Here is a 12,145-nt window from a genome sequence, read left to right on the forward strand (position 1 = left end):
GGCCATATCCCGTGAAATCACTGAGGCTGATACCGTCCATAAGCCTGGATGACCTTCGCGGGGCCATGTCAGAAGTTCCATTCCAGCGATCCGCCGAATATACGCGGCGGATTGGTATAGTCGCCGATGTAGGAAATCCCGGCGACGGTCGAAAACTGGCTGACGACGGCCTTGTTCAATATGTTGTTGATGTAGAGACGCGCCGTGAGCGCCTTGCTGGGCGAGGTCCAGGCAATGGAGGCGTTCAGGAAATGGTAGCTGTCCTGCCGCAACCGGTTGTCCGCTTCCGCCATGAAACCGCTATTGTAGCTGTCCGTCGCATTGAGCGCGAATTCGCCGACCGAACTGGGGATCCTGTAGGTTGCGCCGAAAGTATAGGTGAGCTTGGGCGAATAGGGAATGGTGTTCCCGCTCGCGTCGCCGGGGAAGCCGGAGTTCGGCTGGCCGTTCGGCAGAGGCGTCGTGAACGTCGCCCCCGGAAAGGACTTGAACCTGGCATGCAGCAAATTGGCGCCGGCGTTCAGCGTCAGATTGTCGCCCACCTTCGCCGTGAGTTCGGCATCGAGGCCGTAAAGTTCCGCCGACGCGCCATTGACGATGATCAGGACGGTCGAGAACGCCGGAACCTGGATATTCTTGTAATTATAGTAGAAGCCGGAAACATTCAGCCGAACCCGGCGCTGGAACAATTCGCTTTTCAGGCCCCCTTCGTAGGAGTCGAGCTGTTCCGGCAGGTACACGGGATTGATCGGCGTACTGATATTGTACCCGCCGCTCTTCACGCCGCGATTATAGGACACGAAGCCCGTGACGTTCGGCGCGAAATCATGATCGAGCGCCAGACGCCAGGTCGGCTTCCTGAAGCTGCTCTTCTCGCCGGCAATATCCGCCACCGTCACCGTGCCTCCGCCCGGCAGCGTGAAGACATCGGTGCCGTGGAATTTCGTCCACTGCCAGGTGTAGCGGAAGCCGGCCGTGAACCGCGTCGAATCCGTGATCCTGTAGGTCGCCTGCGCATAGGCCGCAGCCGAATCCACCCGCTGCGTTCCATCGACATTCTCTCCGTCGAAGGGAAAGATCGTCGGTCCGACCGCCGGATCGCCCGCGACCTGCAGACCGAGGTTGGCGGCGAATCCCGGGCGGAAGAAAAGCGCCTGCTTCCGATTGGCCTTGTTGTAGAAATAATAGAAGCCCGTCTGCCATGTCAGGCGCCCGGAGTCGGACGAAGCGAGCTGGATCTCTTGCGTCACCTGCTCGGAATGATCGGTGGAATTAATGTCCAGAACGGGGGTCGTCGTCACCGATGGCGACAGGCGGAAGAAGTTCCTCGACTTGCGATATGCGCTGATCATCGTCAGTTTCAGGTCGCCAAGGTCCTGGTCGAGCGTGACCGAGACTCCACCGCCGCTATAGTCATTCTGGGCGTCGACATAGCTTTTGGTGTCCCATGGCCGCGTCGGCTGGGGGGTGGGAAATGCGATGCCCGTTCCCGGCAGCGCGCGGAAGTTCATGGCCATGGGCCCGTGGCGATCCGAATAGTCGGCCGACAGGCGGATGACGGTCGTGTCGCTGAGATCGGCCTCCACCTTTCCGCGCACGCCGGCGATATGATCCGCCTTGTAGGTGTCGTGCCCGGTGAAGACATTGCGTCCCCAGCCCTGCCCTTGATGGCTGAACGTTCCGGCAAGGCTTGCCCGAACCGTTTCCGACAGGGGTCCCGCCACGAAACCGTCGGCTCTCAGCGTTTCATACTCGTCGAAGCCGATCCGGGCGCGGCCGCCGAATGTCACGCTCGGCTCCCGCGTGGTGATCTGAAGGACGCCGCCTGTCGCATTGCGCCCGAAAAGCGTGCCCTGCGGTCCCTTGATCACGGATACCTGTTCGATGTCGAACAGATCCATATTCACGTCGGCCGGATTGGCGTAATAGACGCCATCGACATAGGTAGCGACCGGACTTTCCAGACCGGCGGCAGCGAAACCGCTGCCCACGCCGCGTACATAGGGGGTCACGTTCCCGCCGATATTCAGCAGTTGCAGCCCGGGCAGCGCGGCGGCAAGACCCTGGGTGCTCTGTATGCCGGAATTGGTAAGCTGCTGAGGAGTGACGGCGGCGATGGCGATCGGGACTTTCTGCAGGCTTTCCGACCGCTTCTGTGCCGTCACGATGATCTCCTCCAGTCCTCCGGACTGCGCGCTCGCGTCAGCGGTCGCGGAGCCGGGCGCCTGCTGCGCCCAAAGCGGTTGCGCGACTACAAGTGCGGCGAGACAAACGCCTGCGGTCAAATATCGGTGCGCCATATTCTCCTCCCCATTTTTGTTCGTTGGTTATCGATCGGGACCCAGGCCGCCCAAGCTGGACACTGTCCCGGCGCCGACAGGCTAGCGTTTTACCGGACATCGAAGAGACGAGAAAAACCTCGTCGCGATGCATTCCGGTCATCATATCCGGGCGGGCCAGGGCGCCGCGCGGATTGCTTCACCGGCGAAGGCGCGGCCTAGACCTTGGCATGCTTGCGCAGAAAGCCTTCGAGCGCGAGCGATGTCGCCTCCGGTTGGTCGACATTCACATGATGCCCGGCATTCTTGATGATCACCAATTCGCTGTCGGGAATCACCGAAGCAAGCTGCGCGCCGAGCGTCGGGCGATTTTCGAATTCTGCCCAGACGATCAATGTCGGACATCGGATGGCGCCCAGCTCCTCGTCGCTCAGCAACTTGTAGGTGAGCGGGACATTCGGAAGATATTTCACATAGCCGCGCTTATGGGACAGGATAAGGTCGACTTCTTCTTTGAATCGGTCCGGCGCGCGGGTCGGAAATTGGGGGTCGTGGAACATCCGCCTCACGAAATCTTCGACTGCCGTCCGTCGGGCCGTTTCGTCCGGCTCGTCGGCCAGCAGCGCCGCGAAGTCGGCCACCACCTTCGCGGCGGGCGGCGGCGGCCCGCCCGGGCCCGCGCACATGTTCACCAGGCCGCGGACCTTGTCCGGATAGGCCAGCGCTGCCCGCATGGACACCGCGCCGCCCTGCGAAACCCCGCACAGAAATGCGCGGTCCTCGCCCAGCGCCTCGATCATGGCGGGCAGGAGGGGGACGAGGTCCTCAACCGTCCATCCCCCGGCGATCGCTCCGGATTCCCCATGGCCCGGCCAGTCGAACGCGACACATCGAAAGTGCCGGCTGAGGTGCAGCAATTGCGGCATCATGAGTTGCTTGCCAGCGAAGGTGCCGTGCATCAGCAGGACCAGCGGCCCCTCGCCCGCCTCGATGCAGGCGAGGGAAACCCCGTTGATGGTGAGATTGAACTTCTTCATCGTGATCGGTCTTCCTGAAGGGTGCGCGATCCGGTTAAGCGAAGCTGAGGGCGCCGCGGACCGTGTTGATCAGCCAGTCACAATCGTCGGGTAGCGCGTCGCCTCTCCACGCGACATGCTGGTCGGGACGGATGAGGATAAGCCTGCGCTCGTAGAGATCGCGCGCATCCTGGCGATCCAGTTCGAAGACCCTGAAAGGAACGCCGTAGCGCGCTGCGGCCTCTTCCAGCGCCCGGGTCGATACGGACGGACCAAGCTTCAGAAGGCAGAAACCATCGCCGAAATGGTCGAAGAGCGAGCTGCCGTCATCCAGCCAGATGTGCGGCGCCCGGCATCCCGGCACGGCCATCGGCGTATATTCCGCATAATCCATGCGCGGCGCCTCGCGAACGTCCCGCACGATAATGGGCGATGAATAATAATGATAGCCGAGCTGGGCGCCGAGGCTTCGGAATTCCTGCATCTTCTCGGCGACCAGCAGCTCGCAGACTTCCTTTCGGGCCGCCTCGCCACGCTCGGAATCCTCCTCCATATGAGGCCGGATCAACTCGCTTCCGAGAAGCTTTTGATTATAGGCCGACCCGTCGATGATGAAGCGCTCCACCTCCCTGCGCTCAAGAGAATAGGTGCCCAGCAGCATCGGACCGCCCCATCCCTGAAGCACGGCCGCCAGCTTCCAGCCCAGGTCCGCCGCGTCGCCGATGCCCATGTTCATGCCGAACCCGCCGAAAGGCGAGGTCAGGTGGGCGGCATCGCCGGCCACCAGCACGCGGCCGAAATTATAGGTCGGCAACATGCGCGAGTGGCTGGACCATGCGCGTCCGGTCGCCTCGGTGATTTCAAATTCGGTTCCGATGCTGGCGAAGAGCATCTTCGAAAAATCGTCGAAGCTCAGCGGATCGATGCCTGGGGGAATCGGAGAGGAAAGATAGACCCAATGGTCATTCTCGCTTTGCGGCAGCACGACGTCGGCATAGCCGTCCTCGTTGAGGAAAAAGGTGAAGGAGGACAGTCGCGTCTTTTCGAACAGATGGGTCAGTTCCGGCGCCCGGAAGTGCCAGGACATGCTTTGAGCCAGCGTCTCGCCGCACAGGGCCGCATTGAGCTTGGTCCGCAGCCTCGACCGGGCGCCGTCGCACAGCACAAGATATTCGGCCGTCGCGGTCCTTGGCCCGTTCGGACCGTTGCAGCGCACGGAGACCCCGCCTTCGTCCTGCGAGAAGTCGATGACCTCCGTCTCGAACAGCGCGGTGACCGTCGGCTTTTCGAGCAGGCATTCGTGCAGCGTCTTCTCGATCGCCTGGTTCGGGGCCCATTCCGGCACTTCCGCGGAGATGGGCAAGCGCTCCTTCCACTCGCAGGCGCCTTCGATGTTGAGCAGGACCTGGCCGTTCGCCCGGGTGACGAATGTCACGTCACGATGATATTTGGCGGGTACCGGATCGTTGGCGCGCAGCCGCTCGGCCACGCCGAGCCGCCGGAAATGCTCCATGGTCCGCGCGTTCGACAGATTCGTCTTCGCCGTGTGATAATGCCCTTCGGGACTTGCTTCGCACATCAGCACCCGCAGGCCCCGATGGGCCAGTTCGAGCGCCATGGTCATTCCGACTGAACCGCCGCCGGCGATGATCACCTGATATTGCTCGCCGTCGCGGGATTCACTGACAGTCATGTAAGATCTCTCCTGAGTGTTGCCGGCTAACCGTGCTTCTGATGGCCGGACACTATCGCGATGCCGCCCCTTTCCGAGATGAGATGTGTATCATTGCGATGCACGCTGCTTATCGGGCCCGACGCCGAAGATCGTCCGGTCAGGCGCATAGGGTGGGCGCTGCATGGCAGTTATCATCGCGCGAAATTTGAAATCTTGCCCACCCGGGGGGCGCATGGGAACCTTGTTCCAATTTCTGGAGGTGAACCATGTCAATGCCCGCCATCGCTGCCGCGATCGAAGATATAAAACATCAGCCGGTGGTATCGCCCACGCACTTCGCGCACGTTGTTTTCCGTACATCGCAGATCAAGGCGATGTCCGACTGGTACAAGACCGCGCTGAACGCGCACGCTGCTTTCGAAACGGAAATGCTGGTCTTCCTCACCTATGACGAAGAACATCATCGCGTTGCGATCCTCAACGTGGAGGGATTGGCCGAACAGCCGGACGGTGTCGTCGGCCTTCAGCATATCGCTTATTCCTACAAGTCGCTGCACGAACTGCTGGGCAATTATGTCCGCCTCCGCGAAAAGGGGATTGTGCCGAAATGGTCGGTCAATCATGGCCCGACCACATCGCTCTACTATTCGGACCCCGACGGAAACCAGGTCGAATTCCAGGTCGACAATTACGACAGCCTGGAAGAGGCGACGGCGTTCTTCTACAGCGAAGCCTTTGCCGTCAACCCCATCGGCGTGCCCTTCGATCCCGATGCGCTGTACGAGCGCCTGCTGGCCGGAGAAGACGAACGGCAGCTCAAGCTTCGGCCGCCGAGCGGCCCGGCAGGCCCCGAAATCATCGGCATCCGCTGAGCCGGCGGCCTGGCCGCGAAAGCAAGGCAAAGCGGCGGCGGTCCTCAGGAACGACCGCCGCCGCCGCCGTCATTCCGCGAGGATCGGATCGGGTACCGGCAACGTCATCGGCGCCATCGGCACTTTCCTGTCCATGGAATAGTTCATGGCCGCGTTGCGCGCGAGATCGTAGAGATGCTGAGCTACGGGCGTCAGCGGCAGGTCGCTGCGCCGCACGATGCAGAGCGGAGGGCAGGCCAATGTGACGTCCGCGACCGGAATCGGCTGAACGAAGGATTTGATCAGCGGCGATTCCAGCCATTGCATGGGCAGGAAGCTCAAGAGATCGCTGTCGGCGATCGCCAGCATCGTCATCACCGTGGACGTGGTATGCAGGACGATTTCGGGCCGCGGCAGACCTGCCCGCTCAAAAATCTCCTCGAACGCCGTTTCATCCGGGCGGTTCGCGAGTGATGGCCTGATCCACTGAGCCGAACGCAGTTCCCTGATGCTCCTTGCATTGGCGAGCGGATGACCGGCGCGGGCGATAATCACCCGTTGATTGTCTGCGATCCGTTCCACCGAGAGCGAGGTGGACGACAGTTCATGGTCGTAGGCCCCCAGGTAAAAATCGATCTCGCCGGATTTGATGCTGCGTTCCACCGGCTGGAAGAAATCCTGGCGCATGCGCAGCAGAGCTTTCGGATATTTCCGGCGGAAGCTCCGCAATATCCGCGAGGTAAGCGCGATGGCCGCTCCCGGAGACATGGCCATCGACGCCTGTCCGACGAAATTGCCCTTGAGCTGATCGACCTCGTCGCGTGCGCGCCGCATCTCCGACTGGATGACTTCGGCGCGTTTCAGAAATGCGTGGCCGATCGGCGTCAGGCGGACGCCGTTCACATGCCGCTCGAAAAGCGGCGCGCCCAGATCGTTTTCGATGTCTCTGATGCTTCTCGATATGGCGGGCTGCGTGATGCCGAGCAGCCGGCCCGCCGCCCTCAGGCTTCCTGTCTCCGCCACGGCGGAAACATCCCTGATATGATGCAACTTCATCCTGTTCCCTCTCGCTTATGTTGGGGTCTTGCCGCCCCCTTCAGTTCCGATCATGCTGCCTTGGCCTCGCCGGCATGCATTCGACATTCGCAGCGAAATCCCAATCGATGCCTGAAATGCATAGCTCCCTCGAACTTACAATCACCTCAAGCTGGCCGCCGCCCGCTAAACAAGCCTCCTGATCGATGCCCCTGCACCGCCCCTATGACTTACGACGTCATACGGTGAAGCAGGCATCGAGAATGGTGATGGAAAACATAAACGAGGCTGATCAGATCAAGGCGCGCGACCGACCCTGGACCGCGCGTCACGCAGGATGGATCGCCGTTCGAAGACAGATTGTACCACCTATCGTCCCCTGGAGATGTCGGATGCCACAGAAGGTTATCATTACCTGCGCGATTACCGGTTCGATTCACACGCCTTCCATGTCGCCGCACCTGCCGGTGACGCCGGATGAAATCGCCACTCAGGCGATCGAGGCCGCGGCGGCCGGCGCGTCCGTGGTCCATCTCCACGCGCGCAACCCGGAAACCGGCGAACCAAGCCAGGACGTCGACATCTATCGCCAGTTCCTGCCCCGGATCGTCGACGCATGCGACGTGGTGATCAACATCACGACGGGCGGCTCTCCCATCCTGTCGCTTGAGGATCGGCTGCGGCCCTGCCTGGAGTTCCAGCCGGAGATCGCATCCCTCAACATGGGATCGATGAACTTCGGCCTGTTCGACATGCTGAAGCGGTTCAAGGACTTCAAGCATGACTGGGAGGAACCGTATCTCCGCAATTCCGACAATTATGTCTTCAAGAACAGCTTCCGCGATATCGCCGGCATTCTGCGCGCCTGCAGCGAGACCGGCACGCGCTTCGAGATCGAATGCTATGATGTCTCGCATCTCTATAATGCGCTCTTCTTCCTTGAGCAGGGTCTGCTGAAGCCGCCGATCTTCATCCAGACCGTCTTCGGTGCGCGGGGCGGCATCGGCACGCATTACGAAGATGTCATCACCATGCGCCGGACAGCGGATCGCCTGTTCGGCAATGCCTATACATGGTCCGTTCTCGGCGTGGGCCGGAACCAGATTCCGATCGCCACGCACGCCGCCTCCATTGGCGGCAATGTGCGGGTCGGTCTCGAAGACTCGCTTTGGGACGGCCCCGGCAAATTCGCCACCAGCAACGCCGTTCAGGTCCAGCGCATCCGCACCATATTGGAAGCCATGTCGCTTGAGGTGGCGACGCCGGACGAAGCCCGGGCCATGCTGCAGCTCAAGGGCCGCGATGCGATGAGGATCGCCGCTTGACAGAGGAGACAGGACGGGCCGGAAAGGCTTTGCGGAGCTGCGCCCGGCCCGGTCCTCCAGGGAGAGGATCTTGTGGTGTCGGCTTTGACCCTTGAGAACAGGCGCATTCTGGTAACCGGAGGCGCCAGCGGGATCGGCCTTGCGGGCGCGAAAATCTTCCGTGCGCTTGGCGCGGAGGTGGTGCTGGCCGACCGGGACGCCGGAATGCTCGATACGGTGGCCGACGGGATCGGCGCGGCGGCCAACGTGGCCGGCGACGTGACCTCGGAAGCGGATTGCGATGCCATGATCGCGACGGTGCAGCGCGTTTGCGGCGGTCTTGACGCGCTATTCCACAGCGCCGGCGTCAGCGACAATGTGCGGTCGGTGGTGGAGACCGACATCGACGGATGGCAGCGCATTCTCGACATCAACGTGCGCGGCACCTTCCTCATATGCCGCGCGGCGGGCCGGGTCATGATCCCTCAAGGGCATGGCGCAATCGTCAACATCTCGTCGGTGGTCGGCCTTGGCGGAATTCCGCGGCGCCCCGCCTACAGCCCGGCCAAGGCCGCCGTCGCCCACATGACCCGCAACCTGGCGTCCGAATGGGGCCATCATGGCATTCGGGTCAACGCGATCGCGCCCGGCTACATCCTGACGCCGATGGTCGATCGCCTTGTGAAGGACGGCGCGTTCGATACGGACCGGATCGCGCGCCGGACGCCCATGGCGCGGCTTGGCGAGCCCGAAGAAATCGCCAATGTCGCCGCGTTCCTGTTGTCCGACATGGCGAGTTACATGACGGGCGCCGTGGTGCCGGTGGATGGCGGCTGGACAGCCTATGGCGGCGCCGGCGACGTTCAAAGCTGCTGAGGCGATCAGTCGTGGATCGGCGCCCCGATGCTGTTACGAGGCCGATCCGCCGCCACCTTGGTCCGCTTCGTTTCTTCCATCAGGCAAGTTCGGCATGCATTTGAATTCGGATCCGGCGGACCTGCCCGGAAAGCTCGTCCGGATCGTCGGCAGGCGACACCTCCTGACCGACGAAGCGCATATGCGCCCCTACACCCAAGGCTATCGATATCCCGGTGGCGGGGCGTCGGCCGTGGCGCTGCCGGGCACCCTCGTCGAGCTGTGGCGTTGTTTGCAGGCCGTGGTCGAGGCCAAGGGCATCGTGATCATGCAGGCTGCAAACACGGGACTGACAGGCGGGTCCACGCCGCATGTCGCCGGCTATGACGGGCGCCCGGTCGTGATCATCGGAACGCGCAGGCTGTCCGGCATTCACCTGCTGGAAGGAGGACGGCAGATCGTCGCCCTGCCGGGCGCCACGCTCTACGACCTGGAGGCGCTGCTGAAACCGCTGGGGCGCGAGCCGCATTCGGTCATCGGATCGTCCTGCATCGGCGCTTCCGTGATCGGCGGCGTCTGCAACAGTTCGGGCGGCGCGCTCTTGCGACGCGGACCGGCCTACACGGAATATGCGCTTTATGCCCGTTTGCGGGAGGACGGGCAGCTATGCCTCGTGAACGATCTGGGGTTGGAACTTGGCGACGATGCCGAAGAGATGCTGGGCCGGCTGGAGAGCGGTCGCTTCGACGATGGGCCGCCGGCCGGCAATATCCGGGCCGCCTCGGACACCGACTATGATCGGCGGGTAAGAAAGATCGATGATCCTTCTCCCGCCCGCTACAATGCCGATCCGGGGCGACTCCATGGCGCATCCGGCTCCGCCGGTCGCGTCGCGGTGTTCGCCGTGCGGCTCGACACCTTCCGGAGGGACGATCGAAACCGGACATTCTACGTCGCGACCAACGACGCAGCCGTCTTCACCCGATTGCGACGCGCCGTGCTGGGGACCTTTTCACACCTTCCCGTCTCCGCCGAATATCTGAGCCGTGAGACGATCCTGATGTCGGAACGCTATGGTCGCGACAGCTTTTTCGCGATCAAATATCTCGGCACCCGGCGGCTGCCCCGCCTGTTCGCCTTTAAAAGGGGGCTGGACCGCGCGGCGAGATGGCTCGGGACCGGTTCGGAGGCCACCGGCGACCGGATGCTGCAGCGCCTGGGCAATCTCCTGCCCAGCCCGCTTCCGCCGACCTTGCGGCACTATCGCGACCGATATGAACATCATCTTGTCATCCGGGTTGCCGACGACGGCATCGAGGAAATGCGCGCCTATCTGGAGGGAGTGGAGCGAGAGGGCGAAACGACCGGTTGGCGCGAATGCACCGATGCGGAGGCGGAACGCGCCTTTCTCCTGCGGTTCGTGGCGGCAGGCGCGGCGATCCGATACGCTTCGCTGAAGGACGGCGCCGTCGGCGGGCTCGTGGCGCTTGACGTGGCGCTCCCGCGCAACTGCACGGACTGGGTCGAGCAATTGCCCGACGACATAGGCTCGCAACTGGTGGCGCGAGCCACCTATGCGCATTTTTTCTGCCACGTCTTCCACCGCGACTATCTGGTGCGGCCCGGGTGCGATGTCGAAGCCGTGAAACAGCGCCTGCTGGATCGGCTCGCAGCGCAGGGAGCGGAATATCCCGCCGAGCATAATGTCGGCCATCATTATGCGGCCAAGCCCGAACTCGCCAGCTTCTACATGACGCTGGACCCGTGCAACAGCTTCAACCCGGGCATCGGAAAGACCTCGCGCAAAGCGGGATGGGCATAGCATCGGCCTGTCGAGGCGTTGGACGTCAGCGGGCAGACACCGGTCGCACCCCGCGGCCGGGCGATCGTTTACAGGTCATCCACAAGGATGTGGCGGCCGATGGCGCCGATGTCCGGGCTGCCCGTCAGCGCCATGGCGACCCTCATTTCCGCCTCGATAAGCTGCAGCACATGCGCAACCCCCGCCTGCCCGCCTGCCGCGAGCGCATAGGCCCAGGCGCGGCCGAGAAGCACCCCCTTTGCGCCGAGCGCCAACATGCGGACGACGTCCAGTCCCGATCGTACGCCGCCGTCGACCAGGACAGTCATGCGATCTCCGACAGCTTCGGCAATAGGAGGGAGCGCCCGCGCCGTAGAGGGCACCCCGTCCAGCTGACGGCCGCCATGATTGGACACGACAATGCCGTCCGCGCCGACGCGCGCCGCCATTTTCGCATCCTCCCTGTCCAGGATGCCCTTGATGATGAAGGGGCCGTCCCAAATTTCCCGGATGAAATCGAGGTCGCGCCAGCTGACGCTCGGATCAAAATTGGCGCGCATCCAGGCGAGGAAATCCTCGAGCCCCGTTTTCTTGCCCAGCACCGGCGCGATATTGCCAAGCTGATGCGGACGCCCGAGCAGGCCGACGTCCCACGCCCAGCGCGGGTGCCGCGCCGCCTGGCCAAGCCGCCGGATCGCGCCAGCCTTGCCCGCCGCCCCGGCCAGGCCGGAATGATAGTCCCGATACCGGGAGCCGGGCACCGGCATGTCGACGGTAAATATGAGGGCGGAGCAGCCGAGTGCTTTCGCTTTCTGCAACAAGGCGCGCATGAAGCCGCGATCGCGGATCATATAGAGTTGAAACCAAAAAGGCGCATTCACACCCCCGGCAACCTCCTCCAGCGGGCATGCCGAAACGGTCGACAGACAGAAGGGGATTCCCGCCGCCTCCGCGGCGCGCGCGGCCTGCACCTCCCCACGGCGCGCATTCATGCCGGCCAGGCCGATGGGCGCGAGCGCCACCGGCAGCGCGAGATGCTGCCCGAACAGCGTCGTGGTGAGATCGAGCCGCGACACATCGGTGAGCACGCGTTGCCGCAGCGCTGTCGCCGCGAGATCGGCCAGGTTGCGCTCAAGCGTCACCTCGGCATAGGAGCCGCCGTCGATATATTCGAACAGGAATGGTGGCAGACGGCGACGGGCAAGTTCCCGATAGTCGAGGGCGGAGGCGGCCTTGCGTATTTTGCGGGTCATAATGGGATATTCCGTTACCGCCTGTTCGTCGGCGACGCCACTGTCTCCAACCAGGCACATGCCCTTCCGCTACCAG

9 protein-coding genes are annotated in these 12,145 nt (G+C 62.9%); 4 read left to right on the plus strand and 5 right to left on the minus strand.

The genetic code is table 11. From position 1 onward, the window contains the following. Nucleotides 1-68 precede the first annotated feature (68 nt). The 3 genes from H5V43_RS09685 to H5V43_RS09695 all read right to left on the minus strand — a co-directional run bounded on the left by H5V43_RS09685 (nucleotide 69) and on the right by H5V43_RS09695 (nucleotide 4,988). Nucleotides 69-2,300, minus strand: coding sequence for a TonB-dependent receptor (locus H5V43_RS09685; RefSeq protein ID WP_025550306.1), 2,232 nt, complete (start codon nucleotides 2,298-2,300; stop codon nucleotides 69-71). 197 nt (nucleotides 2,301-2,497) lie between these two features. Beyond that, complete coding sequence (locus H5V43_RS09690) at nucleotides 2,498-3,316, minus strand: alpha/beta fold hydrolase (RefSeq protein ID WP_025550304.1); 819 nt, start codon at nucleotides 3,314-3,316, stop codon at nucleotides 2,498-2,500. Between the two features lie 34 nt (nucleotides 3,317-3,350). Beyond that, the gene (locus H5V43_RS09695; protein ID WP_025550302.1) at nucleotides 3,351-4,988 is read right to left on the minus strand and encodes an FAD-dependent monooxygenase; all 1,638 of its coding nucleotides are present in this window, start codon (nucleotides 4,986-4,988) and stop codon (nucleotides 3,351-3,353) included. 248 nt (nucleotides 4,989-5,236) lie between these two features. Here H5V43_RS09695 and H5V43_RS09700 point away from each other — a divergent pair, with 248 nt between their 5' ends. Beyond that, on the plus strand, nucleotides 5,237-5,842 hold the full coding sequence (locus tag H5V43_RS09700) for a VOC family protein (RefSeq protein ID WP_099186033.1): 606 nt from the start codon (nucleotides 5,237-5,239) through the stop codon (nucleotides 5,840-5,842). A 69-nt stretch (nucleotides 5,843-5,911) separates the two neighbouring features. Here H5V43_RS09700 and H5V43_RS09705 read toward each other — a convergent pair whose 3' ends face one another. Continuing rightward, nucleotides 5,912-6,877, minus strand: coding sequence for a LysR substrate-binding domain-containing protein (locus tag H5V43_RS09705; protein ID WP_025550298.1), 966 nt, complete (start codon nucleotides 6,875-6,877; stop codon nucleotides 5,912-5,914). Between the two features lie 371 nt (nucleotides 6,878-7,248). Between H5V43_RS09705 and kce the strand changes: the two genes are divergently transcribed. The 3 genes from kce to dld all read left to right on the plus strand — a co-directional run bounded on the left by kce (nucleotide 7,249) and on the right by dld (nucleotide 10,837). Beyond that, nucleotides 7,249-8,181 carry a 3,5-dioxohexanoate:acetyl-CoA acetone transferase gene (gene kce / locus H5V43_RS09710; RefSeq protein WP_025550296.1) on the plus strand — a complete coding sequence of 311 codons (933 nt, stop codon included), beginning with the start codon at nucleotides 7,249-7,251 and terminating at the stop codon, nucleotides 8,179-8,181. 75 nt (nucleotides 8,182-8,256) lie between these two features. Next, entirely contained in the window at nucleotides 8,257-9,036 is a 780-nt protein-coding gene (locus H5V43_RS09715) for an SDR family NAD(P)-dependent oxidoreductase (protein ID WP_037483385.1), read from the plus strand. A gap of 94 nt (nucleotides 9,037-9,130) precedes the next feature. Continuing rightward, the gene (gene dld, locus H5V43_RS09720) at nucleotides 9,131-10,837 is read left to right on the plus strand and encodes a D-lactate dehydrogenase (RefSeq protein WP_099186035.1); all 1,707 of its coding nucleotides are present in this window, start codon (nucleotides 9,131-9,133) and stop codon (nucleotides 10,835-10,837) included. 68 nt (nucleotides 10,838-10,905) lie between these two features. Here dld and lldD read toward each other — a convergent pair whose 3' ends face one another. After that, nucleotides 10,906-12,069, minus strand: a complete 1,164-nt coding sequence (gene lldD, locus H5V43_RS09725; protein ID WP_037483382.1) for an FMN-dependent L-lactate dehydrogenase LldD — start codon at nucleotides 12,067-12,069, stop codon at nucleotides 10,906-10,908. Between the last annotated feature and the right edge of the window lie 76 nt (nucleotides 12,070-12,145).

The sequence above is a fragment of the Sphingobium fuliginis genome, from assembly GCF_015074805.1.
GTDB lineage: Bacteria > Pseudomonadota > Alphaproteobacteria > Sphingomonadales > Sphingomonadaceae > Sphingobium > Sphingobium fuliginis.

Coding starts and splice junctions, on each gene's coding strand:
- H5V43_RS09685 (WP_025550306.1), bottom strand. CDS start 2,300: ATGGCGCACCGATATTTGACCGCAGGCGTTTGTCTCGCCGCACTTGTA.
- H5V43_RS09690 (WP_025550304.1), bottom strand. CDS start 3,316: ATGAAGAAGTTCAATCTCACCATCAACGGGGTTTCCCTCGCCTGCATC.
- H5V43_RS09695 (WP_025550302.1), bottom strand. CDS start 4,988: ATGACTGTCAGTGAATCCCGCGACGGCGAGCAATATCAGGTGATCATC.
- H5V43_RS09700 (WP_099186033.1), top strand. CDS start 5,237: ATGTCAATGCCCGCCATCGCTGCCGCGATCGAAGATATAAAACATCAG.
- H5V43_RS09705 (WP_025550298.1), bottom strand. CDS start 6,877: ATGAAGTTGCATCATATCAGGGATGTTTCCGCCGTGGCGGAGACAGGA.
- kce (WP_025550296.1), top strand. CDS start 7,249: ATGCCACAGAAGGTTATCATTACCTGCGCGATTACCGGTTCGATTCAC.
- dld (WP_099186035.1), top strand. CDS start 9,131: ATGCATTTGAATTCGGATCCGGCGGACCTGCCCGGAAAGCTCGTCCGG.
- lldD (WP_037483382.1), bottom strand. CDS start 12,069: ATGACCCGCAAAATACGCAAGGCCGCCTCCGCCCTCGACTATCGGGAA.